At 64.5% G+C, this 25,874-nt stretch carries 25 protein-coding genes, 1 other RNA gene and 1 pseudogene; 10 read left to right on the top strand and 17 right to left on the bottom strand.

The window, feature by feature from the left end:
• The first annotated feature begins 56 nt into the window (after positions 1 to 56).
• From DKM43_RS02115 to mmsB, 5 genes are all read left to right on the top strand, one after another.
• A complete protein-coding gene (locus DKM43_RS02115; RefSeq protein ID WP_109797053.1) occupies positions 57 to 356 on the top strand; it encodes an I78 family peptidase inhibitor in 300 nt (99 codons plus the stop codon).
• Between the two features lie 88 nt (positions 357 to 444).
• Positions 445 to 1,587 (top strand): acyl-CoA dehydrogenase family protein, encoded by a 1,143-nt coding sequence (locus DKM43_RS02110; RefSeq protein ID WP_109796805.1) that lies wholly within the window; start codon positions 445 to 447, stop codon positions 1,585 to 1,587.
• The gene (locus tag DKM43_RS02105; protein ID WP_109796804.1) at positions 1,584 to 2,654 is read left to right on the top strand and encodes an enoyl-CoA hydratase/isomerase family protein; all 1,071 of its coding nucleotides are present in this window, start codon (positions 1,584 to 1,586) and stop codon (positions 2,652 to 2,654) included. Before DKM43_RS02110 ends, DKM43_RS02105 begins: the two co-directional genes overlap by 4 nt.
• Positions 2,651 to 3,433: an enoyl-CoA hydratase-related protein gene (locus DKM43_RS02100; RefSeq protein WP_109796803.1), complete on the top strand. Its 783-nt coding sequence runs from the start codon at positions 2,651 to 2,653 to the stop codon at positions 3,431 to 3,433. The genes DKM43_RS02105 and DKM43_RS02100 overlap by 4 nt, the downstream gene beginning before the upstream one ends.
• 4 nt (positions 3,434 to 3,437) lie before the next feature.
• Positions 3,438 to 4,307, top strand: coding sequence for a 3-hydroxyisobutyrate dehydrogenase (mmsB, locus tag DKM43_RS02095; protein WP_109796802.1), 870 nt, complete (start codon positions 3,438 to 3,440; stop codon positions 4,305 to 4,307).
• 40 nt (positions 4,308 to 4,347) lie between these two features.
• Here mmsB and DKM43_RS02090 read toward each other — a convergent pair whose 3' ends face one another.
• Complete coding sequence (locus DKM43_RS02090) at positions 4,348 to 5,142, bottom strand: CHAP domain-containing protein (RefSeq protein WP_201739751.1); 795 nt, start codon at positions 5,140 to 5,142, stop codon at positions 4,348 to 4,350.
• A 124-nt stretch (positions 5,143 to 5,266) separates the two neighbouring features.
• Between DKM43_RS02090 and der the strand changes: the two genes are divergently transcribed.
• Together der and DKM43_RS02080 are read left to right on the top strand one after the other, a co-directional pair.
• Complete coding sequence (gene der, locus DKM43_RS02085) at positions 5,267 to 6,649, top strand: ribosome biogenesis GTPase Der (protein WP_109796801.1); 1,383 nt, start codon at positions 5,267 to 5,269, stop codon at positions 6,647 to 6,649.
• 8 nt (positions 6,650 to 6,657) lie between these two features.
• Positions 6,658 to 7,095 (top strand): DUF983 domain-containing protein, encoded by a 438-nt coding sequence (locus tag DKM43_RS02080; protein ID WP_109796800.1) that lies wholly within the window; start codon positions 6,658 to 6,660, stop codon positions 7,093 to 7,095.
• 18 nt (positions 7,096 to 7,113) lie between these two features.
• Here DKM43_RS02080 and DKM43_RS02075 read toward each other — a convergent pair whose 3' ends face one another.
• The 7 genes and pseudogenes from DKM43_RS02075 to DKM43_RS02045 form a co-directional block, all read right to left on the bottom strand.
• Complete coding sequence (locus DKM43_RS02075; RefSeq protein ID WP_109797051.1) at positions 7,114 to 8,289, bottom strand: acetyl-CoA C-acyltransferase; 1,176 nt, start codon at positions 8,287 to 8,289, stop codon at positions 7,114 to 7,116.
• Positions 8,282 to 9,886 (bottom strand): class I adenylate-forming enzyme family protein, encoded by a 1,605-nt coding sequence (locus DKM43_RS02070; RefSeq protein ID WP_109796799.1) that lies wholly within the window; start codon positions 9,884 to 9,886, stop codon positions 8,282 to 8,284. Before DKM43_RS02070 ends, DKM43_RS02075 begins: the two co-directional genes overlap by 8 nt.
• 28 nt (positions 9,887 to 9,914) lie before the next feature.
• Positions 9,915 to 11,150 (bottom strand): annotated as a pseudogene (locus tag DKM43_RS02065) (3-hydroxyacyl-CoA dehydrogenase NAD-binding domain-containing protein); the annotation flags it as partial.
• A 46-nt stretch (positions 11,151 to 11,196) separates the two neighbouring features.
• Positions 11,197 to 12,429 (bottom strand): serine hydrolase domain-containing protein, encoded by a 1,233-nt coding sequence (locus DKM43_RS02060; RefSeq protein ID WP_109796797.1) that lies wholly within the window; start codon positions 12,427 to 12,429, stop codon positions 11,197 to 11,199.
• A gap of 14 nt (positions 12,430 to 12,443) precedes the next feature.
• Positions 12,444 to 13,238: a thioesterase family protein gene (locus tag DKM43_RS02055; RefSeq protein WP_109796796.1), complete on the bottom strand. Its 795-nt coding sequence runs from the start codon at positions 13,236 to 13,238 to the stop codon at positions 12,444 to 12,446.
• Between the two features lie 293 nt (positions 13,239 to 13,531).
• The gene (gene gluP / locus DKM43_RS02050) at positions 13,532 to 14,848 is read right to left on the bottom strand and encodes a glucose/galactose MFS transporter (protein ID WP_109797050.1); all 1,317 of its coding nucleotides are present in this window, start codon (positions 14,846 to 14,848) and stop codon (positions 13,532 to 13,534) included.
• A gap of 131 nt (positions 14,849 to 14,979) precedes the next feature.
• Positions 14,980 to 15,867 (bottom strand): LysR family transcriptional regulator, encoded by an 888-nt coding sequence (locus DKM43_RS02045; RefSeq protein WP_109796795.1) that lies wholly within the window; start codon positions 15,865 to 15,867, stop codon positions 14,980 to 14,982.
• 96 nt (positions 15,868 to 15,963) lie between these two features.
• On the opposite strand from DKM43_RS02045, the gene DKM43_RS02040 reads away from it, so the two are divergent.
• A complete protein-coding gene (locus tag DKM43_RS02040; RefSeq protein ID WP_109796794.1) occupies positions 15,964 to 17,076 on the top strand; it encodes an S-(hydroxymethyl)glutathione dehydrogenase/class III alcohol dehydrogenase in 1,113 nt (370 codons plus the stop codon).
• A gap of 66 nt (positions 17,077 to 17,142) precedes the next feature.
• Here the strand turns inward: DKM43_RS02040 and DKM43_RS02035 are convergent, their stop codons facing one another.
• The 5 genes from DKM43_RS02035 to DKM43_RS02015 form a co-directional block, all read right to left on the bottom strand.
• The gene (locus DKM43_RS02035) at positions 17,143 to 17,922 is read right to left on the bottom strand and encodes an SDR family oxidoreductase (RefSeq protein ID WP_109796793.1); all 780 of its coding nucleotides are present in this window, start codon (positions 17,920 to 17,922) and stop codon (positions 17,143 to 17,145) included.
• Between the two features lie 71 nt (positions 17,923 to 17,993).
• Positions 17,994 to 18,536 carry an NUDIX hydrolase gene (locus DKM43_RS02030; RefSeq protein WP_109796792.1) on the bottom strand — a complete coding sequence of 181 codons (543 nt, stop codon included), beginning with the start codon at positions 18,534 to 18,536 and terminating at the stop codon, positions 17,994 to 17,996.
• Positions 18,533 to 19,213, bottom strand: coding sequence for a TPM domain-containing protein (locus DKM43_RS02025; protein ID WP_330857602.1), 681 nt, complete (start codon positions 19,211 to 19,213; stop codon positions 18,533 to 18,535). The genes DKM43_RS02030 and DKM43_RS02025 overlap by 4 nt, the downstream gene beginning before the upstream one ends.
• Positions 19,214 to 19,225: 12 nt before the next feature.
• Entirely contained in the window at positions 19,226 to 20,047 is an 822-nt protein-coding gene (locus DKM43_RS02020) for a TPM domain-containing protein (protein ID WP_109796790.1), read from the bottom strand.
• 1 nt (position 20,048) lies between these two features.
• Positions 20,049 to 20,675, bottom strand: a complete 627-nt coding sequence (locus DKM43_RS02015) for a LemA family protein (protein WP_109797049.1) — start codon at positions 20,673 to 20,675, stop codon at positions 20,049 to 20,051.
• A 181-nt stretch (positions 20,676 to 20,856) separates the two neighbouring features.
• Between DKM43_RS02015 and mscL the strand changes: the two genes are divergently transcribed.
• Both mscL and ssrA read left to right on the top strand, forming a co-directional pair.
• Positions 20,857 to 21,273: a large conductance mechanosensitive channel protein MscL gene (gene mscL, locus DKM43_RS02010; protein WP_201739762.1), complete on the top strand. Its 417-nt coding sequence runs from the start codon at positions 20,857 to 20,859 to the stop codon at positions 21,271 to 21,273.
• Between the two features lie 60 nt (positions 21,274 to 21,333).
• Positions 21,334 to 21,700: a transfer-messenger RNA gene (gene ssrA, locus DKM43_RS02005) on the top strand.
• Positions 21,701 to 21,785: 85 nt separating this feature from the next.
• Here ssrA and DKM43_RS02000 read toward each other — a convergent pair.
• The 4 genes from DKM43_RS02000 to DKM43_RS01985 form a co-directional block, all read right to left on the bottom strand.
• Positions 21,786 to 22,031, bottom strand: coding sequence for a hypothetical protein (locus DKM43_RS02000; RefSeq protein ID WP_109796788.1), 246 nt, complete (start codon positions 22,029 to 22,031; stop codon positions 21,786 to 21,788).
• A gap of 192 nt (positions 22,032 to 22,223) precedes the next feature.
• The gene (locus DKM43_RS01995; protein ID WP_109796787.1) at positions 22,224 to 23,489 is read right to left on the bottom strand and encodes an N-succinylarginine dihydrolase; all 1,266 of its coding nucleotides are present in this window, start codon (positions 23,487 to 23,489) and stop codon (positions 22,224 to 22,226) included.
• Between the two features lie 10 nt (positions 23,490 to 23,499).
• Positions 23,500 to 24,537 carry an arginine N-succinyltransferase gene (locus DKM43_RS01990; protein ID WP_109796786.1) on the bottom strand — a complete coding sequence of 346 codons (1,038 nt, stop codon included), beginning with the start codon at positions 24,535 to 24,537 and terminating at the stop codon, positions 23,500 to 23,502.
• A complete protein-coding gene (locus DKM43_RS01985; protein ID WP_109796785.1) occupies positions 24,534 to 25,742 on the bottom strand; it encodes a hydrolase in 1,209 nt (402 codons plus the stop codon). Before DKM43_RS01985 ends, DKM43_RS01990 begins: the two co-directional genes overlap by 4 nt.
• Between the last annotated feature and the right edge of the window lie 132 nt (positions 25,743 to 25,874).

Raw genomic sequence — 25,874 nt, 5'->3', positions numbered from 1 at the left:
GGATGGCTCCGGTGTGCGTTGCAAAGCTGATCTGCAACCGTGCCGGAGTTTTCCCGATGAAGCGTTTTCTGGTTCTTTCCCCCGTCGTCCTGTTCGCACAGGCTTGCGCTTCCCCGCAGGAGAGCGCCGAATTGCCAAGGCAGGCGCAGGCGGGGGTCTGCAACGCCGACAACCTGCAATCGCATGTGGGCCACAAGGCCAGCGCCGCCAGCGGAGAAACGCTGCTTCGTCTCTCTGGTGCGCGCACCCTCCGCTGGGGACCGCCGCGCAGCGCCATGACGATGGATTACCGGGCTGACCGGCTGACGGTGGCCTATGATGATGATTACACGATTGTCCGCATTTCGTGCGGATAACGGCGGGGCGAAGGGATGGCGGGCGACAACCGCCACACATCAGTTCTAAAGGCGCGGGGCTTTTGTCCTGCGCAACGGGAAGAGAGACATGACCGATCAGTTTGGCCTTACCGAAGACCAGATCGCCATTCAGGACATGGCGCGGCGCTTTACCGCCGATGCGATCACGCCGTTTGCCGCACAATGGGATGAAGAGCACCACTTCCCGCGCGAGACGATCAAGGCGGCTGCCGAACTGGGCTTTGCGGCAATCTATGTCAGCGAGGAATCGGGCGGCATCGGGCTTGGCCGTCTGGAAGCGGCGCTCATCATGGAGGCCATGGCTTATGGCTGCCCCACGACCAGCGCCTTCATTTCGATCCACAACATGGCCGCCTGGATGATCGACAGGTTCGGCGGGGATGAACTGAAATCGCGCTATTTGCCCGATCTTGTCACCATGGACCGCATGGCAAGCTATTGCCTGACCGAGCCGGGATCGGGGTCTGATGCGGCGGCGCTGAAAACCACGGCGCGCCGCGATGGCAATGACTACGTGCTCAACGGCACCAAGCAGTTCATTTCGGGCGGCGGGGTGAACGATGTCTATGTGGTGATGGTGCGCACTGGCGAAGACGGCCCGAAGGGCATCTCGTGCGTGGTGGTTGACAAGGACACTCCCGGCGTCAGCTTTGGTGCGCCGGAAAAGAAGCTGGGCTGGAATGCCTCGCCAACCGCGCAGGTCATCTTCGACAATGCCCGCGTGCCGGTGGCCAATCGCGTGGGTGAGGAGGGTGATGGTTTCCGGTTTGCGATGGCCGGGCTTGATGGCGGACGTCTCAACATCGGTGCCTGCTCGCTCGGCGGGGCGCAGCGCTGCCTTGATGAAGCGATCCGCTACGTCAAGGACCGCCGCCAGTTCGGCAAGACGATTGCCGAGTTCCAGAACACCCAGTTCGTGCTGGCCGACATGGCAACCGATCTGGAAGCCGCGCGTGCGCTGCTCTATCTGGCCGCAGCCAAGGTAACGGCCAATGCGCCCGACAAGACCCGGTTTTCCGCCATGGCCAAGAAGCTCTCGACCGACAGCGGCTCCTCGATCGTGGACCGCGCGCTCCAGATGTTCGGTGGCTATGGCTATCTGCGCGATTACCCGATCGAGCGGTTCTGGCGCGATCTGCGCGTGCACCGGATCCTTGAGGGCACCAACGAAGTCATGCGCATGATCGTGGGAAGGGACTTGCTGAAGTGACCGACGACATTCTGGTCCGGCGCGAACGCGCGGCGGGGATCATTTCGCTCAACCGGCCACGGGCGATCCATGCCCTCACGCTCGACATGGTTCACGCCATGACCGCTGCCTTGCTGGAATGGCGCAGCGATCCCGCCGTGGAAGCGGTTCTGATCGACCATCAGGTGGCCGCCGATGGTGATCCCAAGCTTTCGCGCGGGTTCTGTGCCGGCGGTGACATTGCCTTCCTGCGCAATTCGGCGCTCAACGATGGCGGTGCATCGGGCCGCAAGTTCTTCCACGACGAGTATCAGCTCAATCACTTGCTGATGACCTACGGCAAGCCTGTGGTGGCATTCATGGACGGCATCACCATGGGCGGGGGCGTGGGCATTTCCGGGCCTGCAACCTGGCGCGTGGCAACCGAGAACACCAAGCTCGCCATGCCGGAAACCGGGATTGGCCTGTTTCCCGATGTGGGCGGCGGATGGTATCTTTCGCGGCTGAAGGGGCGTCTGGGCCAGTATCTGGCGCTCACCGGCGCGCGGCTTGACGGGGCGGAATGCCTCTGGGCCGGGCTTGCCACGCACTATGTGCCCGCAGCCAATCTGGCCGAAGCCAAGGCGCGCATTGCCGCCGATCCGGGTGCCATCGCGGCGATCCTGCGCGAATTGTCGGCCGTGCCGCCAGAGGCGAAGATTGCCGCCCACGCTGCCGCGATCGAGCGCCTCTTTGCGGCCAACCGCTATGAAGACATTCTTGCCGCGCTTGCCGCCGAGGACAGCGACTTTGCGCGCGATACGCTGGCAACGCTGGCCACAAAAAGCCCGCAGACCTGCAAGGTGGCGCTGCGCCAGCTTGCCACAAGCCTGACGCTGCCCGATTTTGCCGCAAACATGGCAATGGAATACCGGGTGGGCGCGCGGGTGCTGACGCTGCCCGATTTTGCCGAAGGGGTGCGCGCGGTCATCGTCGACAAGGACAACGCGCCAAAATGGAACCCGGCCACTCCCGAAGACGTCACCGACGAACTGCTCGACCAGATCTTTGCGCCGCTTGGCGCCGATGAGGAATGGAAACCGCTATGACCTTTGAAACGATCCTTGTTGAACAGAAGGGTGCCGTCACCCTCATCACGCTCAACCGTCCGCAGGCGCTCAATGCGCTCAACTCGCAGGTTCTGGCCGAACTGATCGAAGCCTTTGCCGCTTTCGAGGCCGATGCTTCGCAGCGCTGCGCGGTGCTGACCGGATCGGGCGAGAAAGCCTTTGCGGCAGGGGCCGACATCAAGGAAATGGCCGAAAAGCCGGCGGCCGATTTCTATAACGAGGACTTCTTCGCGAAGTGGACCAGCCATATCGTCAAGACCACGCGCAAACCGTGGATCGCGGCGGTCAACGGGTTTGCCCTCGGCGGCGGCTGCGAACTGGCGATGATGGCCGATTTCATCATCGCGTCCGACACGGCAAAGTTCGGCCAGCCCGAAATCAAGCTGGGCGTGGCTCCGGGCATGGGCGGATCGCAGCGCCTGACCCGCGCTGTGGGCAAGGCCAAGGCGATGGACATGTGCCTGACCGGCCGCATGATGGACGCTGCCGAGGCGGAGCGTTCCGGGCTTGTCAGCCGCGTGGTGCCGCTTGCCGATCTGGTGGCCGAAGCGCTGAAAGCGGCGGAAACCATCGCCGCGATGCCGCCGATGGCCGCAGTCGCCAACAAGGAAATGGTCAATGCCGCGTTCGAAACGACGCTTGATCAGGGCCTTTTGTTCGAACGCCGCGTGTTCCAGATCCTGACCGCCACCGAGGACAAGGCCGAAGGCATGAAAGCCTTCATCGAAAAGCGTCCTGGCGTCTGGAAGGGGAAGTAAGCCCATGAAAATCGCTTTCATCGGACTTGGCAATATGGGCGGCGGCATGGCCGCAAACCTCGTCAAGGCAGGCCATGATGTTCACGCCTTCGATCTGGCCGAAACTGCGCTGGAACGCGCGAAGGAAAACGGCTGCACCACCTATACCTCGGTCAAGGAAGCGGTGCAGGGGGCTGATGCGGTTGTTTCGATGCTCCCCAACGGGGCCATCGTGAAGTCGGTCTATACGGCGGACGTTATCGGCCACGCGCCCACCACGGCGCTGCTGCTCGATTGCTCGACGATCGATGTGGCAACCGCGCGCGAAGTGGCGGCGGCCGCTGCCCAAGCCGGCTATGCCATGGTCGATGCGCCGGTTTCGGGCGGGATCGCGGCGGCCAACGGCGGCACGCTGACCTTCATGGTCGGCGGCAGCGATGAAGCCTTCGCCCGCGCGCAGCCGATCCTTGCCGCCATGGGCAAGGCCGTGATCCATGCCGGGGCCAGCGGCGCCGGGCAGGCCGCCAAGATCTGCAACAACATGCTGCTGGGCGCCTCGATGGTCGCCACCTGCGAGACATTCGCCATGGCCGAGAAGCTGGGGCTGGACCTCCAGACCTTCTACGACATTTCGTCGAAGGCATCGGGCCAGTGCTGGTCGATGACCTCATATTGCCCGGTTCCGGGTGTGGGGCCGCAGTCGCCCGCCGACAACGGGTATCAGGGCGGTTTCGCCACGGCCCTGATGCTCAAGGATCTGAAGCTGGCCATGGCAGCGGCAAAGGACGCCGGTGCGCAGGTGCCCATGGGCGCGCGTGCCGAAGAACTCTATGCCGCCTTTGCCGAAGCGGGCAACGCGGGGCTCGATTTTTCGGCGATCATCAAGTCGCTCTGAATGCTTGCGCGCCTCCTGTGCGAACAGGGGGCGCGCCGCTTCAGCGGGTCCTGGCCGCAATGATGCGCCCGATGGGGTCATCCGCAAGCGCCGGCTTCAGGCTTGACGGGCGGTTTGCAGCGCCCTTGGCATTGGCGGCATCGGGCCTTGCATAGCTTTGCGAAAGCATCCGCCGTGCGGGTGCGGCCTTCACGTCAACTTCCGGGCGAATGCCCTTCAGAAAATCGGCACCGATCCGCGATTCCGGCAGTTCGGCAGCCTTGGCCACCGGCGCGGACGATCTTGCCGCAAGCAGGGTAAAGCCCTTCTGCTTGCCCGGCTTTTCGGGATAGATGAAGCCGTTCACGGGCCACGCGGTGGTGCCAAGATTGCCGATCGGCGCATACCAGACGCGCACTTGCGACCAGTCGTTTTCCGGTGAAACATCCACCGCGCGCACATCATCCTCGATCTGTCCGCGGCGCCCATCGATGGGCGACCAGTTGGCGTGGCGCAGCAGGACAGTGCGCGAATCGATAACCTTGCTGACCGCAGCGACATGGCCCAGTTCCATCCGGCCATAAGGGGCAAAGCTCATCACCGCGCCGGGTTTGGGCCTGTGGCCACGGGCATAGCGGCCCTCGGCCTGATCCCACCAGGTTAACGCATCGCCATAGATCTGGATGCCCGATACCTGCCGTGCGTAAGGAACGCACTGGAGATAAGGCAGCGATTCGCCGTCATCGGGCTGTTGCGCTGAGATGGCGGCAGAACTGCGGATTTCTGCGGCCTTCGCGCCGGTCCCCAGCAGGGCGGCGGCGCACAGGATGGCAATGCGGCTGGGCGGTGTCCTCATGGAGGGCACTATCCCCTACTTTGGTTATGTCCAGCCTTTCACCCATGGTTAACGCGGGCCTAATCATTCGCCCGCACTTAAACCCGCGCTTGCGTTCACGCGCGGGAGGCGTAACGGGTGAGCCATGCGCCCCCAGGTCATCATCATCGGACGCCCCAACGTGGGCAAATCCACGTTGTTCAACCGTCTTGTCGGCAAGAAGCTGGCCCTGGTGGACGATCAGCCCGGCGTTACCCGGGATCGCCGCTTTGGCGATGCCAACCTGCTTGGTCTGGAGTTCACCATCGTCGATACCGCAGGCTGGGAAGATCTTGATCCCGATACCCTGCCCGGCCGGATGCGCCAGCAGACCGAAGCCTCGCTGGTGGGGGCCGATGTGGCCCTGTTCGTGATCGACGCGCGCGCGGGCGTCACCCCGCTCGATGAGGAAATTGCCCGCTACCTGCGGCAAAGCCGGGTTCCCATCGTGCTCATGGCGAACAAGGCCGAAGGCCGGGCAGGCGATCCCGGCCTTTACGATGCCTTCGCGCTCGGCTTTGGCGAACCGGTGGCATTCTCTGCTGAACACGGACAGGGGCTGGCGGATCTGTTCGAAGCGCTGCGTCCGCATATCGAAGGCAAGCAGGCGGACGAAGACGCCGAAGAGGACGATACGGCTGAGGAGGAGGAGTTCGATCCCGAATCCGTTCTGAAGCTGGCGATCGTGGGCCGCCCCAATGCCGGAAAATCGACGCTTATCAACAAGCTGCTGGGCGAGGATCGCCTGCTTACGGGGCCGGAGGCGGGGATCACCCGCGATTCCATCGCGATTGACTGGCAATGGTTCGATCCCGAACGCGAAGCCTACCGCCCGGTGCGCCTGATCGACACGGCAGGCATGCGCAAGAAGGCGCAAGTGACCGACAAGCTGGAGAAGCTTTCGGTCGCCGATACGCGCCGCGCCATAGACTTCGCCGAAGTCGTCGTGCTTGTGCTCGATGCCACACGCGGGCTTGAACATCAGGATCTCAAGATTGCCTCGATGGTGCTTGAGGAGGGCCGCGCGCTTATCATCGCGATCAACAAGTGGGATGTGGCCGAAGATCCTTCGGCGCTGTTTCAGGGCATTCGCGCCGCTCTCGACGAAGGGCTGGCGCAGGTCAGGGGCGTCCCGCTGCTCGCCATTTCCGGACGCACCGGCAAGGGCCTGGACGATCTCCTCAAGGCTGCCTTCGAGATCCGCGCCGCATGGTCGAAGCGCGTGCCGACCTCGGCGCTCAACCGCTGGTTCGATGATGCACTGGCCGCCAATCCGCCGCCCGCGCCGGGGGGACGCCGCATCAAGCTGCGCTATATCACGCAGGCCAAGACGCGCCCGCCCGGCTTCGTCCTGTTCGGCACCCGGCTGGATCAGTTGCCCGAAAGCTATCGGCGCTACCTTGTCAACGGCATCCGCCGCGAACTGGGCTTCGATGCCGTGCCGATCCGCCTTACGCTGCGCAGCCCGAAGAACCCCTTCGCGAAATAGGATCGCCCATGCCGAACCTTGCACTGCCGCTTGATCGAGGTCTCTTGCCCCAAGGGCTGGTTGGGGCGCTGTGGCGGGGCATCCGGGGCAAGTGTCCGCGTTGCGGCGGCACCCACCTGTTCGCGCGGTTCCTGAAGCCGGTCGAGCGCTGCCGGATGTGCGGGCAGAACTGGACGCTCCACGCGGCTGACGATTTTCCGCCCTATATCGCGATCCTGCTGACCGGGCATATCATGGCCCCGGTCATCATCGAACTGGGCCTGCATACCGGCCTGCCGGGCTGGGCGATGATGCTTGGCGTGGCCGTCATGGCGGTCATGCTGCTGGGAGCTTTCCTTCAACCCGCCAAGGGCGCGGTCATCGCGCTGCAATGGTGGCTTGGCCTTCAGGGGTTTGCTCCGGCACCCGGCAAGGCCGAAGCGGGCGGCGGCCAGCACAAGGGCTGAGGCCGCCCGCCCGCGTCCTTAGAAAACTTCGAACAGCCCGGCCGCGCCCATGCCGCCGCCGACGCACATGGTGACGACGACATACTTTGCCCCCCGGCGCTTGCCCTCGATCAGGGCATGCATGGTGCAGCGCGCACCCGTCATGCCATAGGGGTGCCCGATCGAGATCGAGCCGCCGTTGACGTTGAGCAGGTCATTGGGAATGCCCAGCTTGTCGCGGCAGTAGAGCACCTGCACGGCAAACGCCTCGTTCAGTTCCCACAGGCCGATGTCGTCCATCTTGAGCCCGAAGCGCTGCAACAGCTTGGGAATGGCGAAGACCGGGCCGATGCCCATTTCATCCGGCTCGGTCCCCGCCACGGCCATGCCGACATAGCGGCCCAGCGGGGCAAGGCCGCGCTTGGCGGCGAGCGCGGCTTCCATCACGACCACGGCCGCCGACCCATCGGAAAGCTGGCTGGCATTGCCCGCGGTCACGATGCCGCCTTCAATCACCGGCTTGAGGGCAGCAAGGTTTTCCAGCGTGGTCGAGGGACGATTGCCCTCGTCCCTGGCAAGATGGACATCCTGATACGTGATTTCGCCGGTGTCCTTGTTCTGCACGCCCATCGAGGCATCAACCGACACGATCTCGTCATCGAACTTGCCTGCACCTTGCGCGGCAGCGGTGCGCTGCTGCGATTGCAGGGCGTATTCGTCACAAGCCTCGCGGCTTATGCCATAGCGCTGGCCGACGATCTCGGCGGTTTGCAGCATCGGCATGTAGATGGCCTTGTGCATTGCCATCAGGCTCTTGTCGGGCATGACGCGCATGTCCTTGGTCTGGACGAGGCTGATCGATTCCTGTCCGCCCGCGGCCACCACGTCCATGCGGTCGATCACAACCTGCTTGGCGGCTGTGGCAATCGTCATCAGGCCCGAAGAGCACTGCCGGTCCATGCTCATGCCCGAAACCGTCACGGGAAGGCCCGCGCGCAGTGCCACCTGCCGGGCAATGTTGCCTGCCTGCGCGCCCTGTTGCAGGGCCGCACCCCACAGCACGTCGTCAACCTCGGCAGGGTCGATCCCGGCACGGGCAATCGCGGCTTCCAGCGAGAGCGCCCCCAGCGTGGCGCCGGGGGTAGCGTTGAAGGCGCCCTTGTAGGCGCGCCCGATGGGCGTGCGGGCGGCGGATACGATTACGGCGTCACGCATGGTCATGCTCCTGCTGGGATGGTGTCTTTTCAAGGGAAGTGGCGGCAAGGATCGGATTGCCGCCGAAACGGTCGCGCAGTTCGCGCTTCAGAACCTTGCCGATGGGACTGCGCGGCAGTTCATCAACCACCTCGATCGCGGAAATGCGCTGGGTCTTGCCAAGGCGGCTGTTGGCTTCGGCAAGGATCGTCTGTGGATCGGCTGCGGGATCGGCCAGAACCACAACGGCAAGCGGGGTTTCCCCCCAGACATCCGACGGTACGCCAACCACGGCGGCTTCCTTTACCGCGCTCTGGCGGGTCAGTTCGGCTTCAAGGTCGCTGGGATAGATGTTGAACCCGCCGGAAATGATCATGTCCTTGGCGCGGTCCATCAGGATGAGGAAGCCGTCCTCGTCGAACCGGCCAATGTCGCCATGGCGGATGTAGCGCCGCCCTTCGGCGTCGAACCATTCGACTTCGCGGGTCTTGTCGGGCTTGCCGTGATAGCCGTTCATCATGATCGGCGAATGGCCCACGATCTCGCCCACTTCGCCCTGCGGCAGTTCGTTGCCCGCCTCGTCGATGATCTTCATGATATGGCCGGGGGCCACCTGCCCCACGGTGTGCAGCTTGTCGGGGTGCTTGTGCGCCAGCAGGATCGTGGTGGCGCCGCCTTCGGTCATGCCGTAGCCATCGGTGAGACCGCCGGGCCAGCGCGGGAGGACATCGGCCTTGAGCCATGCCGGAAAGGGCGCGGAAGTGCACGATTTCAGCCGGTAGGATGAAAGATCGAAGCTGTCGAAATCGGGCAGTTCCATGATGCGCCGGTATTGCACGGGCACCAGCATGGCATTGGTCACGCGCTCGCGCTCGGACAGTTCGAGGAACCGGCGCGCATCGAACTTGCGCATCAGCACCACCTTGCCGCCTGCCGTCAGCGCGGGAAGGAAACTGACCAGCGTGGTATTGGAATAGAGCGGGGTCGAACAGATCACCGCCGTATCGTCGTCATATCCTGCAACGATCGTGCGCCGCGCGTATTCATGGCGCATCACATGGCTCTGCACGATGCCCTTGGGGGCGCCGGTGGTGCCAGAAGAATAGATGATGTTGAAAGGATCGCCGGGGGCGGGGACGCGCTCCTGCGGCCTTGCGCCTTCCTCGGCCATCCACGCGCTCAGCGGCTCGCCCGCAGCGCTGTCGTCCAGCGCGATCCGCTTCACACCTGCGGGAAGTGCCTGCCCGCCGATGCGCGCGGCGATTTCACTGTCGAGCAGGAGCACCCGGCTTCCGCTATCGGCCAGCATGGCTACGATGGTTTCCGGCGCTGCGGTGGAGGTAAGGGGGGCGGCCACGGCGCCTGCGCGGATGGCGCCGAGGAACGCCAGCGCGGTCGGCACCGCATTCATTGCCGCGATGGCAACCGGTTCATGGCTTTGCACACCCTCGCGCTGAAGAGCGGCAGCGATGCGGTCGATCAGGGCGTCCATCTGCGCCCAGCTGACCGTGCGCGTCTCATCCGCCAGCGCCACGGCCTTGCCCCGCCGTGCGGCATGGGCGCGCAGGATCACGCTGAGCGGGGTGAAGGGGCTTTCGACGATATCCTCGATCCGCATCGCCAGTCTCCGGTTCAGATCAGCCCGTTCAGTTGAACGTCTCGCCTGCGGCGGCCTTTCGCTCCAGCAGCGGCGCAACCGGCAGGCCGTGCTTTTTCAGGCCCGCAACCACCGTATCCAGACCGATATGATCGGCCCAGAACATCGGGCCGCCGGTCCACGCAGGCCAGCCATAGCCATTCAGCCAGACCGTATCGATGTCGCTCGCGCGCTGCGAGATGCCTTCCTCAAGGATCAGCGCGCCTTCGCTGATCATGGGGTAGAGCAGGCGTTCGCGGATCTCGTCCTTGTCGATCGAGCGCTGGGCTTTGCCTTCCTTCGCGGCGAACTCCGCGATGATCGCCTTCACTTCGTCGGATGGTGTGCGCTGGCGATTCTCGTCGTAGTCGTAGAAGCCCTTCCGGGTTTTCTGGCCCCAGCGGCCTACGGCGCACAGTGCATCGCGCAGGGTTTCGATGCGCGAGGGATCGCGGTGCCAGCCGATGTCCACGCCTGCAAGATCGGCCATCTGCCACGGCCCCATCGGGAAGCCGAACTCCAGCAGGGCCTCGTCCACTTCCCAGTAATTCGCCCCTTCCATGATGAGCGCGTGCGCCTGCGCCTGACGCGGGGAGAGCATCCGGTTGCCGATGAAGCCGTGGCACACGCCGGAGACGACCGGCACCTTTCCGATCTTCACCGAAAGCGCCATGACCGTGGCGAGCACCTGCTTCGAGGTCTTGGCGCCGCGCACCACTTCCAGCAGCTTCATCACGTTGGCGGGCGAGAAGAAGTGCATCCCCAGCACCGATTCCGGGCGGCCAGTGACGCTGGCGATCTCGTCGATGTCGAGATAGCTGGTGTTCGAGGCAAGGATCGCGCCGGGCTTGGCGATGCCGTCGATCTTGCGGAACACGTCCTTCTTCACGTCCATGTTCTCGTAAACCGCCTCGATGATGAGGTCGGCATCGGCCAGCGCGCCGAAATCGAGCGTCGGGGTCAGCCGGGCCATGGCCGCTTCTGCGGCGGCGGCTTCCATCTTCCCGCGCTTGACGGTGTTTTCGTAGTTCCTGCGCATGGTCGCCACGCCGCGGTCGAGCGCTTCCTGTGTCATTTCCACGATGGTTACGGGTATGCCGGCGGTCAGGAAGTTCATGGTGATGCCGCCGCCCATTGTGCCCGCGCCGATCACGCCAACGCGCTCTACCGGCAGAAGCGGGGTGTCGGCGGGAATGTCGTCGATCGTGGCCGCCAGCTTACGGGCCGCTTCGATATGCTCTTTCGCACCGGGGATGGGGTCGGACATCGCATTTGCTCCTTGGGGCTGGGGTTCAGGCGCGGCTTGTCGCCAGCGCGGCATAGATCAGCGTCTTCAACTGACGCCGGATGGGATAGATGAACGAAGGGTAGAGCTGGGTCATGAACACGGCGTGGACCTTCTCCACCGGATCGACGAAGAACGCGGTCGAGAAGATGCCGCCCCAGTAGAACTCGCCCGCCGAGCCGGGCACCAGCGCGCGCGCCGGATCGATCGTCACGCCAAAGCCCAGTCCGAAGCCTGCGCCCGCGTTATAGGCTTCGCTGAAAAGCGCGCGCGAAACCTGCGTCAGGTCAGCCCCGCCGGGCAGGTGGTTGGCCGTCATCAGTTGCAGGGTCTTGGGGCTGAGGATGCGCACGCCATCGGCCGCGCCGCCCCCTGCCAGCATCCGGCAGAACCGGTGATAGTCCTGCGTGGTGGACAGCAGCCCGCCGCCGCCGCTTTCAAAGCGCGGCACCCGGCGCGTTCCGGACTTCTCGGCGGGATCGAACAGTTGCGGCGGTTGCCCGGCCTTGTAGGCCCAGGCATCGGCCAGACGGTGCGCCTTGTCGTCGGGACAATGAAATCCGGTGTCGGTCATGCCCAGCGGATCGAAGATGCGGGTGCGCAGGAACTCGCCCAGGCTCATTCCCGAAAGCCGAGACACGATCACACCCAGCACATCGGTGCCCACCGAATAGTTCCAGCCCTGACCGGGTTCGAACTCAAGCGGGATCTGCGCCAGTTCGGCAATGAAGTGATCGTTGCCGGGAAGGCTGGCGTGGCCATCGAGCCGTCCCTTGCGATAGGCGGCGTCGACATTCGTCCGGTTCTGGATGCCATAGGTCAGCCCTGACTGATGGCTGATGAGGTCGATCATGCGCATCGGCGGGGCGGGGCGGGGCGGAGAGAAGTCAACCTCGCCGCCGCCGCCGGTATAGACGCCCAGCGCCGCGAACTCCGGCAGCACGTTCGTCACCGGATCATCGAGCGCAACCTTGCCTTCCTCGACCAGCATCATGAAAGCGACCGAGGTCAGCGGCTTTGTCATCGAGGCGATGCGGAAGATCGTATCGCCTGCCAGCGGGGTGCCATCGGCCCGCGCCTTGCCGCTGGTGTGGCGATAGACCGCCTCGCCGTCACGCGCGACCAGCACATCATATCCCGGCAGGCGGCCCGGTGCGACATAGGTCTGGTCGAGGAACACGCCGATCCTGTCCAGACGATCCGGTTCAAAGCCCAACGCGGCGGCATCGGCAAGCTGCATGTCGTCTGATCTCCTCACCCGAAAATGGCCACGCTTTGCAGGCCCCGCATCACTTCCACGCCATCGGCATTCCACATCCGCAGCGTCTCGCTCGAAAAGCCGTCGGCCATGTGGTTCGAGGATGTTTCGAGCAGCCACCAGCCATCGGTGGTTTGCGGCGCGTCGCCAAGGATGGTGAGCGACCAGTTCATAGAACTGATCGGCCCCTGACGCTCCATGGCGCGCATCGCCCCCGATGGCAGGGCATCGCCCAGCAGCACCAGTTCGCCGACAGGGTCCAGCCCGCGCCGGTCCTTCAGCCGCGCCCATCGGCGGATCGTGGCGGGGCGGGCATCGCCCCTTGCCGTTCCGCGCCGCAGATCGAGGTTGCGGATGAAGAAATCGCCTTCGGGGGCGGGGATGGGCGGTGCCTCCGCCAACGGGAGAATGGCCTGCTCCTGCCGGGCTGCGACCGCGCCGTTTGCAGGCCGCGCCGCGCCAAAGAGCCACAGGGTGCGGTGGGCAAGCGCGCCTTCGCACAGGATGTCGGTCTGCACCTGGGTCACGCTCCTGCCGCTTCGGATCGGGGTTACGACGATGTCAAGATCGCCGCCCACCGGCGCTATGAAGCCCACTTGCGCGCCGCGCAGCGGGGGCAGATCGGGCATGGCCTTGCGCGCGGCGGCATAGGCCAGGAACGAGGAGGCACCGCCATACATGGTGCGTCCCTGCCACCAGCCCGCTATCCCGCGCAGCGAGCATCGCCCGTCCTTCACGGTGATGCTGGCGGCCAGCTCACCCATGGTTGCCGGTTCGGCCAGCGCGGTCATGCGTCTGGTCCGTGAAAGGCCGCGGTCTTGGCCTGATGTGGGCGGACAGGTTCCTGCAATGCTCTCTCCCGGCGCTGGCGAGGGCGGCTGCGTGCCCCTTCGTGCGACTCTCTGGAAGAAAGTGCTAGTGGAAGTTTACGTAAAGGGAAAGGGGGCGAAATGGCCCCGGCAAAGGGCTGGCCGAGCTGACGCTACGGCATCCTTTGCCTTTGCCGGGCAGAAAATTGCGGTGGTCAGGCAATGGACGGTCGCTGCCGGGGCGTGTCCCTAAGGATTGATTCGCCCGGCCCGTTTCAGTGCACGCTTTCGCTGCTCGCGCGGCGCAAGACCGGCGCCCGCGCAGCGCCGATCGCGAAGACGACGAGCAGCGCATAGCAGGCCAGCGGCACGAGGAACGAGGTGAAGATGCCCGCCGCATCCGTCACCGCGCCTGCCAGTGGCGGGATCAGCGCGCCGCCGATGATGCCGGTGCACAGCAGGCCCGATGTTGCCTCCTCGCTGGCAGAGGAGCGTTCAAGGGTAAGGGTGAAGATCACCGGGAACATGATCGAATTGAACAGGCCGATGGCCAGCGCCACATAACCGGCCGAAACCCCGCCGACGAGGAACAGATAGGCGCACATCCCGGCCGCGATCGCGGCGAACAGCGCCATGAGCCGCGCTGCCGCAAAGCGTGCCAGCAACACGGTGCCGATGGCGCGCCCCACCATGGCGCCGCCCCAGTAGAACGAGACCGCCTTTCCCGCCTGTTCAAGGCTTGCGCCCCAGATCGCCTTGTCGCTGAGATAAAAGGCCATCTGCGTGCCGATGGTGACTTCGGCGCCCACGTAGATGAAAATTGCGCCTGCCCCCAGCACGGCCCAGCGCGAGCCGAACGCCTGCCCCAGCAGCGTGGTAATCCCGCCAGTCGGCTGCGAGGGCGGCGCGGCGGCGGCGATGCGCTTGCGGTTCACCCAGAAGAACGCCAGCAGCACGATCAACAGGCCGCAGATCCAGAAATAGGCGCGGTCGATCCCGGCCAGCGCGGCATCGCGCACTTCCGGCGTCAGCGCCGCGCCATCGGCCACTTCCACGCCTTTGAGGAACAGCGATGCGCCGATTGCCGGGCCAAGGAAGGTGCCGAAGGAATTGAAGGTCTGCGACAGGGTCAGGCGGAAATGGCTGCCTTCCGGCTTGCCCAGCGCGGCGGCAAGGGGGTTGGCCGCAACCTGAAGCACGGTGATGCCCGCGGCCAGCATGAACAGCCCGGCCAGAACCAGCGGGTAGGAGGCGATGTTGGCCGCCGCCAGCATGACAAGGCAGGCCAGTGTCATCGTGGCCAGTGCCAGCAGGATGGCCGGAACCGCGCGCAGCCGCCCGATGATGGCGGCGGCGGGGAAACTCATCACCCCGTATGCGATGAAGAAGGCGAAAGCGGAAAGCTGCGCTTCCAGCGTGCTGAGCGTGAAAACGCCCTTCACTGCGGCCACGAGCGGATCGATCAGCGAGGTGATGAAGCCCCACGCAAGGAACAGGACCGTAACCGCCGCAAAGGCGGCGCGCTGCGATGCGGGGGCCTGCGATTGGTCTGGCCGGGTTGCGGCTGTCGTTCCCTGGGGGCTTGCTGGCACGTCACTCTCCTCCTCGCGGCTGCTGGCGAGCCGCTTCCACACCGGACCCGCCCGGCGTCGCGGGCAGTGTCAGGCAGCATGCATAGCGGGTTATGTGAACGTTTCCAAGAACCGTCTTCAGACGGGCGCGTTCACCCTTGCGCCATCCTGGCGGGAAGCTCGCGGCGCAGCTTGTCGATCAGGCGCTGGACCTTCGGAAGCAGGTGGCGCCGCTGGGGATAGACTGCCCAGATCGGCTCGTCGTCGGGCGTGAACATGTCCAGCACTTCCACCAGCGTTCCTTCCGCGATGGCCCGGCTCACATAGAACTCCGGCAACTGGCACAGGCCCATGCCCGCCACCGCCGCATCGAACACCGCCGCGCCATTGCTGCACCGCCAGCGTCCGCGCGCGCGGATGGTGCGCGGCTCGCCGTCCACCTTGTAGCGCCACACATCCGATGTTGCCGGGATGCATTCGTGCGCATCCAGATCATCGACGGTCTGCGGCGTGCCCCGCTCGGCAAGATAGGCAGGCGAAGCGCAGGTCACGCTGCGGCGCGTGGCAATCTGGGTGCGGATCAGGCGGCTGTCGGGCAGGGTGCCGGTGCGGATCGCCAGGTCATAGCCTTCCGAAACCAGCTCCACCACGCGATTGGACAGATCAAGGTCGAGCGAAAGCTTGGGATATTCCTGCACATAGGCGCGCACGATGGGTGCCACGAAGCGTTCGCCCAGCGCGGTGGGGCAGGTGATGCGCAGATGGCCCTGCGGTTCTCCCTGAAGGTCGAGCATGGCGATTGCCTCGTCGCGCTCGGCAATGAGGCGGCGGAACTGGTCCACCAGCGTGCGCCCGGTATCGGTAAGGCTTACCGCACGGGTGGTGCGATGGAAGAACTGCGCGCCAAGGCTCTGCTCAAGCCGCGCCACCGCCCGGCTGACGTGCGAGGTGGAGGTGCCCAGCCGCTTTGCCGCTGCCACGAAAGTGCCCGCGTCGGCCACGGCCACCACTTCATCGATCCCATCCCAGCGATTGCTCATTGTTCTCGTCTTGCAACAGTGCTTATCTTGCGACCGCATTTATCAGCATAGCCGCAATTATGCTATCGCGCCGCCAGATCAAGGGAGTAGATCGCCATGAAGACCCGCGCCGCCGTTGCCTTTGCGCCCAAGCAACCGCTCGAAATCGTCGAACTCGATCTGGAAGGCCCCAGGGCGGGCGAGGTTCTGGTCGAGATCATGGCCACGGGCGTGTGCCACACCGATGCCTATACGCTCGACGGGTTTGACAGCGAGGGTATTTTCCCCAGCGTGCTTGGCCACGAAGGGGCCGGGATCGTGCGCGAGGTTGGCGCCGGTGTCACCTCGGTCAAGCCCGGCGATCACGTGATCCCGCTCTACACGCCCGAATGCCGCCAGTGCAAAAGCTGCCTTTCGGGCAAGACCAACCTGTGCACCGCGATCCGCGCCACGCAAGGCAAGGGCCTCATGCCTGATGGCACCAGCCGCTTTTCCTACAAGGGGCAGACGATCTATCACTACATGGGCTGCTCCACGTTTTCCAACTTCACCGTCCTGCCCGAAATCGCCGTGGCAAAGATCCGCGAAGACGCGCCGTTCCAGACCTCGTGCTACATCGGCTGCGGCGTGACCACGGGCGTTGGCGCGGTCATCAATACCGCCAAGGTGCAGGTGGGCGATAACGTGGTGGTGTTCGGGCTGGGCGGGATCGGTCTCAACGTGATCCAGGGCGCGCGGCTTGCCGGGGCGAACAGGATCATCGGCGTCGACATCAACCCGGACCGCGAGGAATGGGGCCGCAGGTTCGGCATGACCGCGTTCCTCAACAGCAAGGGCATGAGCCGCGAGGACATCGTGGCGAAGATCGTCGAGATGACCGATGGCGGCGCGGACTACACCTTCGATGCCACCGGCAATACCGAGGTGATGCGCACCGCGCTGGAAGCCTGTCACAGGGGCTGGGGAACCAGCATCATTATTGGTGTTGCCGAAGCGGGCAAGGAAATCAGCACCCGCCCGTTCCAGCTCGTCACCGGGCGCAACTGGCGCGGTACGGCCTTTGGCGGCGCCAAGGGACGCACCGATGTGCCCAAGATCGTCGACATGTACATGACCGGCAAGATCGAGATCGACCCGATGATCACCCACGTCATGGGGCTTGAGGAGATCAACACCGCGTTCGATCTGATGCACGCGGGCAAGTCGATCCGCTCGGTCGTGGTGTTCTGAGCGGCTGTTGAGCCGAACGCAGTCAAGGGCCGGACGAACCCGCGCGTTCGGCTGGCCCTTTGCGTTTCACATGGCGGATATGCCGCCGTCGAGTTTCAGTTCGGCCCCGGTCATGAAGCGGCTTTCATCGCTGGCAAGATAGAGCACGCCTGCCGCGATCTCGTCGGGTTCGCCCACGCGGCCCAGTGGGATCTGGCGGGCGAGCTTGCCCATGACCACCGCCTTTTCGAGGTTGGCGTTCGTGGCAATCCCATCAAGAATGGGTGTGTCGACAAAGGTCGGGTGAACCGAATTGCAGCGGATGTCCCACCCCCGCTTGGCGCAATAGAGCGCGACCGACTTGGTCAGCATCCACACCGCCGCCTTGCTGGCGTTGTAACCGGGCATGGTGTCCGATGCGATAAGGCCCGCGATCGAACTGATGTTGATGATCGAGGCAGGCTGGCTGTCGCGCAGCAGCGGCAGAGCTTTCTGGCAGCCGAGGAATACCGAATCCACATTGATGGCAAAACCGCGGTGCCACTCATCCAGCGTGCAGGTTTCGATATTGCCGCGCACGCCCACGCCCGCATTGTTGACCAGCACCGAAAGCCCGCCCAGCTTTTCGGCAGCCGTGGCGATGGCCTGGTCCCAGTCATCGGCGCTGGTCACATCGTGGCGCAGGGCGAAGGCAGTGCCTGCGCCCAGTTCGGCGTTGATGGCATCGGCCTGTTCGGCAGCGCCATCGCCGTTGATATCGGTCAGCAGAACGCGTGCCCCTTCGTGCGCCAGCAGCCTTGCGTGCGCCGCGCCCAGCCCCTGTGCCGCGCCCGTCACCAGTGCCTTCTTGCCCTGAACCCTGCCCATCGCTTCATCTCCCGCTTTCCGTTTGCGTCAACCAAGCAAGTTGCGCGGCAGGAGGCAAGTGGCGCAAAATGTCAGGCCATGATGCGCGGGGCCAGCAGCATCAGCATCCGCACGTCGATGGCATGGCCTTCGGCGCGCCTTGCCGCGAGAAATCGCTCGATTTCCGTAAGGGCAACCCGGTGCACGGTAATGCCTTCGCCTTCCACGCCGCCGCCTTCGGAAACTTTTTCAAGATCATGCGCGCGAAACAGGGTGAAGGCTTCTGTCACCATGCCCGGCGAGGAATGATATTCCCCAAGCGATTCGATCCGCCCGGCCCGGTAGCCGGTTTCCTCTTCCAGTTCGCGCAGGGCCGCGCTGGCAGCGTCCTCGTGCTCAGTGCCCGCCTCGTCGCCGATCAGCCCGGCGGGAAGTTCGATGCAGGGGCGGCCCAGCGGCACGCGGAACTGTTCGACAAGTATCACGTGGCCATCGTCGACTGCAAGGATCACCGCTGCCTTGATGTTGCGGTTGCGCGAGACATATTCCCACCGCCCGCGCGTCTTGGCGACAATGAAGCGGCCCTGCCACTGCACGGTTTCCGGGTGGTCGCGGTATTCCTCTTCAAGGCTCATAGTTCGATCAGTCTGTCCGGCAGTTCGTTGCTGTCGTCCTGCGCGCGCGGGAAATGTTCGGCCAGAACCTTGCCCACTTCCGCCACCGCGCCAACCATTCCTTCGGCGATCTGCCCGCGGCGCAGCGGATCGATCATTGCCTTCATGGCATGGCCCCAGGTTTCCGGCCGCACCTTTGCCGCAATTCCGGTGTCCGCGATGATCTCGGCATGATGCTCGTCTAGGCTGACATAGATCAGCACGCCGGTATGCCCGGTGGTGCGACTTTCCGCGCCAATGCGAAAGCATGACATGGCGCGAGCGCGGGTGCGTGCATTGCGCACCCGGCGCGGGGTCAGCCACAAGCCAAGCGGGGTGAAGCGCGCAATCAGATAGACGCTTGCAAACTTGAGCGTCGCCACGCTCAGCGCCAGCCCGATCAGCGTGCGTGGCGTCCATTCGAAAGCCCACAGGCCCAGCATGCGCTCTGCCAGCGGGAGATAGAAGCCGGGCGCGATCTCAAGCACGGAAAGCGCCGCGAACGCTGCCAGCGCCGCCCAGATCAGCGCAATGTCATGATAGCTGTCCGAGCGCCGGGTCACGATCGTCACGATCTCGCCCGAAGTGTGCGCCTCGGCGGCAGCCACGGCGTCGCTCACCAGCTTGTGGTCGGCTTCGGTCATTGCGATGCGTGTCACGTCTGTCCTGCCCTACCAGTCGCCAGAGGCGCCGCCGCCCCCGGAATCGCCGCCGCCGAACCCGCCAAAGCCGCCGAATCCGCCGCCGCCGCCACCGCCCCAACCGCCAGAATGGCGGTTGTCGGATGCCGCGCGGGCAATTTCGCTGATGCCCCACAGCACGATTCCCGGATCGATCCCGCTCTTGCGCGCAGCATGGCCGCGCCCGCGTCTTCCAAAGACAAGCATGAACATCACGATGATGAACACCCAGAAGAACGCGCTTGCGAGGACCGAGCCTTCCTCCCGGTCGCCGCCGCGCTTGGCCGCCGCTTCGGCAATCGCCTTGGCATCGGCGGGATTGCGGCTGAGCTGGGCAAGGATCTGCTCCACCCCAGCATTGATTCCGCCGGCATAATCGCCTTCCTTGAAACGCGGGGTGACGGCGCCCGCAAGGATGCGCCCGGCCAGCGCATCGGGCAGATATTCCTCAAGCCCGTAGCCTACCTCGATCCGCACCTTGCGTTCGTTTGGGGCGATCAGGAACAACAGGCCCTGATCGGTCTTCTCGCCGCCGATGCCCCAGGCGCGAAACAGGGCGTTGGCATAGGTTTCCACATCCTGATCGTCCAGCGAGGCAACCGTTGCCACCACCACGGCGCGCCCTGTTTCGGCATTGTAGGCCGAAAGGCGCTGCGCAAGGGCTGCTTCCTCCGCATCGGGAATGATCCCGGCCTGATCCAGCACCGGGCCTTGCGGGCGGGCGGGCAAGGCGGCATGGGCCGCGCCCGCTGCCAGCAGGAACAGCACCGCAATGGCGTGCCAGAATGCCCGCAGGGGGCGGGCCAATCCCATCTTACTGTCCCGCTGCGGGTGCTGCCGGCGCGTTCATGTCGAAATTGACCGTCGGCGCCACTTCGGAACCGGCAGCGGCCTTGAACGGCACCATCGGCTTGGCGCCATGGATCAGCTTTGCACCGATGGCATCGGGGAAGGTGCGGATCGTGGTGTTATAGGCCTGCACTGCCTCGTTGTAGCGGGTGCGGGCCACATTGATGCGGTTTTCCGTGCCTTCAAGCTGCACCATCAGATCGGCAAAGCGCGCCTGGCTTTGCAGTTGCGGATAGTTTTCCACCACCGTGCGAAGCTGGCCCAGAGCCTGGGTAAGCTGGTTCTGCGCGTTCTGGAACTTCTCGAACTCGGCCGGATTGGAAAGATCATCGGTGGTGATGTTGATCGAGGTGGCGCGCGCGCGCGCTTCGGTCACGTTCGTCAGGATCTGCGTTTCCGATGCGGCGGCGCCCTTGGCCGTGGCCACAAGGTTCGGGATCAGATCGGCGCGGCGCTGATAGGCGCTTTCCACGTCGGCCCAGCGTGCCTTGGCCTCCTCCTCGGCAGCCGGGACCGAGTTGATCCCGCAGGCCGAAAGGCTGGCGGCGGCAACAGTGGCAAAGGCAACCTGGCTGAAACGGAGTGCGGCCATCGGCAAAACATCCTTCTTGCTTGCGACCACAGGCGCGGTCGTCTTGCGTCCAGACATAGAGCCAGTCCGTTACGGTTCAAGTATCCGCACGGTTGCAAAAGATTCCGGCTTGCCGTGATCTGCGCCCCGCGCTTAGCTACACTCCGGTCGAATGGTTAATGCATCGGGGGAAAGCATGGGCATGATTGGCGAGTTCAAGACCTTTATTGCACGCGGAAACGTGCTGGATCTGGCGGTCGGTGTGATCATCGGCGCGGCCTTCGGCAAGATCGTCTCATCGCTCACCGATGATGTCATCATGCCGGTCATCAGTGCGGTGACGGGAGGCATTGATTTCAGTCAGAAGTTTGTCGTTCTGGGCAGCATCCCGGCCGACTACAAGGGGGAGATGACCTATGCCGCGCTGAAGGAGGCGGGCGTAGCCATGCTGGGCTGGGGTTCGTTCATCACGGCGATCATCAACTTCCTGATCCTTGCCTTCGTGATCTTCCTGATCGTTCGGCAGGCCAACAAGCTGATGCCGCCACCTGCTGCCGAGCCTGCGGGGCCGAGCGAGGTGGACCTGCTGACGGAAATCCGCGACGCCCTGAAGAAATAGGTGCCAACAGGCTGATCCGCCGGGCCGGATCGGAACGAACAGGGGGCGGGGTGATCTCCGCCCCTTTTCATTTGGCGCGCAATGCCTATATGAAGCCTTGCCGGTTTCGACCGGCTATGACGATAAACTGCGGCGTGCAATAGGCGCAGCGGACCCGGGGGCGGTACCCGGCGGCTCCACCATCACCACCGGCTGGAACAGGCCGGGCCTTGTTGTCGCAAGGGTGTTGATGGGGCCGAACTAGGATCGACGTGTGTTGAAAAGCGCTGTTTTCGTCCGGGCTGAGTAACCCGTTAAAGGCTCAAAACTCACAAGTGCCAACGACAACGAAGCACTTGCTCTCGCTGCATAATTCTAGGGGCTAACGCCCTGACGTTATAAAGCGGAAGCACGGTTCGGACCGAACCGGGTAACAGAATCGGAAACCGGGGGCTGGGGGCGAGCCTAGCAACAGAATCGCCCCACCCGCACAGCGCGTGCCGCGCCGCAAGCGTCAGCCACCAAACCTGCTTTCATCCCTCGTGCGAAGCGGCCATGTCCTTGAGCTGCTTTTCCATGCGCAGCGCATCGAGGATCTTGGCGCCCGCAATGAACACCGCGCCCGTTGCGGCCAGAAACAGCAGCTTGCCGCCAATGCCGGGATACTGCGTAAGGTATGCCTGTCCGCGTTCCACCGCGCCCAGCGAGATCGCGTAGATCACCGCATAGGCTTCAAAGCGGGTCTTGATGACAAACAGGCGACCAAACTTTCGCAGCATCCGGGTTCTCATCCTCTTTTGCAGACAAACGCTGCAACGATCATGCCAGTTCCTGCTTTGCTGGCTTGTTGCTGGTTAACCCGATCTTCACTGTAAAGTGAAGCGACAAGCACCGCGTGAAGGCAGGCCGCGTCCCCATTCGGAACAGTCTCCAGCCTGCTCAGTCCCCGGTTCGTTCAGGCGTCAATCCGCTCAGGCCAGTTCCTCAAGCGCAAGGGCCGAAAGCAGCGCCGCGCGCGCGGCCATGACGGCCTGCGCCAGGACAGGGCTTCCGATATCGGCGGGATCGATCTGTTCGGGCCAGTATGCTGCCACCACCGCTTCGAGCGCGGTGATCTTTGCCTCGTCCAGCAGGAAGCGCCGATCGACCGTGGCCGGATCGGCTACCACCCGCAGGCGCAGACAAGCAGGCCCGCCACCATTGGCCATCGATTGGCGCACATCAACCGGCATGACTCGCCGGATCGGCCCGTTCGCTTCCAGATGCCCTTCGAGCCAGGCCCGAACCGATGGCGTTTCCCACGCTTCCAGAGGGATCACGAGGCCCATCTCGCCCGATGGGAGGGTCAGCAACTGGGCGTTGAACAGATAGCTGCGGATGGCATCGGCAAGGCTCACCGCACTGGCAGGCACCACCACGATTTCGGCTTCGGGCAGGCGCTGGGTGATTGCGGCATAAGTGCCTTCGGGATCAGCAAAGGCCAGTTCGTGGGTGAAGAGCACGCGCTCGTTCGCCACCGCCACAACATCGTTGTGAAATGCGCCTGCGGCAATGGCATCGGGGGATTGCTCCACAAACAGACAGCGCGCCGGATCAAGCCCGTGCAGGCGCGCCACGGCGCGGCTTGCCTGTTCATGCTGGCGCGCCGGAAAGGCGCCGCCACCGGTGCCATAAACGAAGATTTCAAGTCCCGGCGCATCGTGGCGGGCGCACAGCCGCATGTGGTTGGCCGCGCCCTCATCGCCGAAGCAGGCGGGAACCGCATCGTGGACGGCAAAATGCGCCGTGTCGGCAAAGGCCAGCCGCAACTGGCGCGCGGTATCTGCCCATTCGTGTGACCGGTGCGGCATGGTCACAAGATTGGCCGCGGTCAGATGGCAGCGGCCGTCTGCCGTATCGGGCGCGGGGCTGACAGTGGCGGCATTGGCGGTCCACATCGATGACGCCGACCATGCCGCCGCGCGCAGGCGGCGCTGGGCGGTATCGGTCTCGTCAATAACATCAAGGCCCATGGCTGCAAGAAACGCCCGATTGGGCCGCGGCAGCGGGACCAGCAGGCCCTGCATCAGCCCAAGGCCAAGGTTGTGCCGCATCTTGGCCAGCCCCTGCAGCGCGGCCGCGCGGGGATGGGAAACCTCGCCCGCGTTGCTGGCCGAGGCCAGATTGCCAAGGCTGAGACCCGCGTAGTTGTGGCTGGGACCGACAAGGCCGTCGAAGTTGATTTCTGCAAGGGGCATGGAGTTCCTTCTAGCGTTCCACGAACCAGACCTGATCGCCCGCCCTGATGCCCAGCGTGGCGGCGGCCACCGGGTCGATGGTGAGGCCATCAGGCGTTTCGGCAATTTCGGCGAAGGCGCAGCGGAAATCGGCCAGTCTGCCTGCTGCCACCAGCGCCCTTGCCGCGGGGCCATCGCCTTCGGGCGCGCGGACGTGGGCCACGGGCATTTCCCTTGCCTCGCTGATCGAACGCACCTTGTCGGTGCGGGCGGTCATGGTCGGGCCGCCATCGAAGATGTCGACATAGCCTTCGTAGGCAAAGCCTTCTTCCTCCAGCATCCGCATCGCCGCGCGGCCCGAAGGGTGGGGCAGGCCGATGGCCGAGCGCGCGCTTTCGGGCAGCATCGCGACATAGACGGGGTGCTTGGGCATGAGATCGGCAATGAACTGGTTGCCGTTTATCGCATTGAAATAATCGGCTTCCTGAAAGCTCATGCCGAAGAAACGGCCGGCCACGCCGTCCCAGAAGGGCGATCCACCGCGCTCGTCGATCACGCCGCGCAGTTCGGCCAGAATGCGCTCGCCAAAGCGCTGGCGGTGCATGGCGATGAAGAGATAGCGGCTGCGCGCGAGCAGCAGCCCCAGCCCGCCAGCGCGTTCGGCAGGGTGAAGGAACAGGCCGCCGACTTCGCTTGATCCTTCAAGGTCGGTTACGAGATTGAGCATTTCAGCGCGGAAGGTGCGGCCCAGTTCCTTGGAATGCTGGGTGAGCGTGGCGATCCGGTAGGAATAGAAAGGCCACTGGCGACCGACGCTGGTGAAGATCTGGGCCGTGCCGCGCACTTCCCCGGTTTCCGCATTTTCCAGAATGAAAACAAACAGTTCATCGCGCGGATTGAGCGGGTCTGCGGCATCGGGTGTGGCGAAGGCATCGGCGGCGCGGGCCAGTTTTGCCGAAAGTGCGCGGCGATCGGGCGGCAGATTGGTGAAGCCGCCGCCGGCGAGCTTGGCCATTTCATAGAGGGCTTGCAGATCGGCGGTGCGCGCTGCGCGTATGCGGAAAGTCATTGATTTTCCCCGGAAAGACGATGCAGAACCAGCGCCGAAAGCGCCGCGCGCTCAGCCAGCGAGGGCACGATCAGGAACTCCCGGTCCGAATGGATCGCCCCGCCGCGCACGCCCATGGTATCGACCACGGGAACCCCGCAGGCGGCGATATTGTTGCCATCGCAGACCCCGCCCGACGCCTGCCAGCGCACCGGCTGGCCCAGCGCCTCGCCGCATTGCCGGACCAGCGAGAACAGCGATTTTGCCTTTTCCGTCAGAGGTTTGGGAGGGCGCGTCAGCCCTCCATGGAGGTGCACCGAGACTTCGTGCACCTTTTCGAGGTTTTCGACGAGCTTTGCGAGGTTTTCGGCAAGGTCGGCGGCAAGTTCGGCCGAGGCAGGCCGCACATTGAAGCGCAGCACCGCAAGATCGGGCACGACGTTGTTCGCGCTGCCTCCGTCGATCCTTGCCGGGTTGACCGTCAGCCCTTCGCGCTCAAGCGCCTTCAGTTTGAGCGCGAGGTCGGCGGCGGCGAGAATCGCGTTGCGCCCATCTTGCGGATTGCGACCGGCGTGGGCCGAGCGGCCGCGGACGACGGCGGCGTAGTTGCCGCTGCCGGGACGCTGGGCGGCAAGCGTGCCATCGGGCAGGGCGGCCGGTTCGTAGGTGAGGGCGGCGGCCTTGCCGCGCGCCAGTTCGGCGATGAGCGGCGCAGAGGCGAGGCTGCCGGTTTCCTCATCCGAATTGATGAGCACGTCATAGCCGATGCCAGCGGCGACGGGGCTGGCCTCGAAGGCACAGAGCGCGGCGAGGATCACCGCGATGCCGCCCTTCATGTCGGCAACGCCGGGGCCGTTCAGCGTCCGGGCATCGAGCCATTGCAGTGACTGGAAGGGGTGTTCGGGTCCGAACACGGTGTCCATGTGGCCGGTGAGGAGATAGCGGCGCGGCGCATCGGGGCGGACCGAAAGGACCAGATGCGCGCCATTGGCGGTTTCATGCCCGGTGCCATCGGCCGCGATGGTGCGCACCGGGGCGGGATTTGCCTTGCGGATCGTGCCGGGCAGGACGGCGAAGGCATCGGCCAGCAGATCCCACTGCCTGGCAAGGCCGGACAGGTTGCCGGTGCCGGTGTTGACCGCGCACCAGCGCTGGACATGGGCAAGCATGGCGGCGCCATCGATCGTTTCGATCAGGCCGCGTTCAGTGGGGGAAAGCTGTTGCATCTGCAACCACACTAACCGCTGGGGCGCGCGGGGTGAACCCCCCGGCGCGGGCAAGGCCAACTTTCGTATTGTTGCCAAGCCCTTTGAAAGCGGGCATAGCGCGAGGTGTTCCTCCCCAGGTCCACCAGATTC

It is taken from the genome of Novosphingobium meiothermophilum (genome assembly GCF_003171715.1).
Lineage (GTDB): Bacteria > Pseudomonadota > Alphaproteobacteria > Sphingomonadales > Sphingomonadaceae > Novosphingobium > Novosphingobium meiothermophilum.
The sequence above is the reverse complement of the archived record's forward strand: the minus strand, read 5'-3'. Positions and strand labels throughout refer to the sequence as shown.

Bases quoted from the DNA above. Each gene is read 5' to 3' on its own strand.
- DKM43_RS02030 (WP_109796792.1), bottom strand. From the start codon at position 18,536: ATGAGCCTTGAAGAGGAATACCGCGACCACCCGGAAACCGTGCAGTGG.
- DKM43_RS02090 (WP_201739751.1), bottom strand. From the start codon at position 5,142: ATGAGGACACCGCCCAGCCGCATTGCCATCCTGTGCGCCGCCGCCCTG.
- DKM43_RS02070 (WP_109796799.1), bottom strand. From the start codon at position 9,886: ATGCGGATCGAGGATATCGTCGAAAGCCCCTTCACCCCGCTCAGCGTG.
- DKM43_RS02110 (WP_109796805.1), top strand. From the start codon at position 445: ATGACCGATCAGTTTGGCCTTACCGAAGACCAGATCGCCATTCAGGAC.
- DKM43_RS02080 (WP_109796800.1), top strand. From the start codon at position 6,658: ATGCCGAACCTTGCACTGCCGCTTGATCGAGGTCTCTTGCCCCAAGGG.
- DKM43_RS01985 (WP_109796785.1), bottom strand. From the start codon at position 25,742: ATGCAACAGCTTTCCCCCACTGAACGCGGCCTGATCGAAACGATCGAT.
- DKM43_RS02015 (WP_109797049.1), bottom strand. From the start codon at position 20,675: ATGGCCGCACTCCGTTTCAGCCAGGTTGCCTTTGCCACTGTTGCCGCC.
- DKM43_RS02000 (WP_109796788.1), bottom strand. From the start codon at position 22,031: ATGCTGCGAAAGTTTGGTCGCCTGTTTGTCATCAAGACCCGCTTTGAA.
- DKM43_RS02100 (WP_109796803.1), top strand. From the start codon at position 2,651: ATGACCTTTGAAACGATCCTTGTTGAACAGAAGGGTGCCGTCACCCTC.
- DKM43_RS02115 (WP_109797053.1), top strand. From the start codon at position 57: ATGAAGCGTTTTCTGGTTCTTTCCCCCGTCGTCCTGTTCGCACAGGCT.
- DKM43_RS02035 (WP_109796793.1), bottom strand. From the start codon at position 17,922: ATGGGCAGGGTTCAGGGCAAGAAGGCACTGGTGACGGGCGCGGCACAG.
- mscL (WP_201739762.1), top strand. From the start codon at position 20,857: ATGATTGGCGAGTTCAAGACCTTTATTGCACGCGGAAACGTGCTGGAT.
- DKM43_RS01995 (WP_109796787.1), bottom strand. From the start codon at position 23,489: ATGCCCCTTGCAGAAATCAACTTCGACGGCCTTGTCGGTCCCAGCCAC.
- DKM43_RS02045 (WP_109796795.1), bottom strand. From the start codon at position 15,867: ATGAGCAATCGCTGGGATGGGATCGATGAAGTGGTGGCCGTGGCCGAC.
- der (WP_109796801.1), top strand. From the start codon at position 5,267: ATGCGCCCCCAGGTCATCATCATCGGACGCCCCAACGTGGGCAAATCC.
- DKM43_RS02055 (WP_109796796.1), bottom strand. From the start codon at position 13,238: ATGACCGCGCTGGCCGAACCGGCAACCATGGGTGAGCTGGCCGCCAGC.
- DKM43_RS01990 (WP_109796786.1), bottom strand. From the start codon at position 24,537: ATGACTTTCCGCATACGCGCAGCGCGCACCGCCGATCTGCAAGCCCTC.
- DKM43_RS02020 (WP_109796790.1), bottom strand. From the start codon at position 20,047: ATGGGATTGGCCCGCCCCCTGCGGGCATTCTGGCACGCCATTGCGGTG.
- DKM43_RS02040 (WP_109796794.1), top strand. From the start codon at position 15,964: ATGAAGACCCGCGCCGCCGTTGCCTTTGCGCCCAAGCAACCGCTCGAA.
- mmsB (WP_109796802.1), top strand. From the start codon at position 3,438: ATGAAAATCGCTTTCATCGGACTTGGCAATATGGGCGGCGGCATGGCC.
- DKM43_RS02060 (WP_109796797.1), bottom strand. From the start codon at position 12,429: ATGCAGCTTGCCGATGCCGCCGCGTTGGGCTTTGAACCGGATCGTCTG.
- DKM43_RS02075 (WP_109797051.1), bottom strand. From the start codon at position 8,289: ATGCGTGACGCCGTAATCGTATCCGCCGCCCGCACGCCCATCGGGCGC.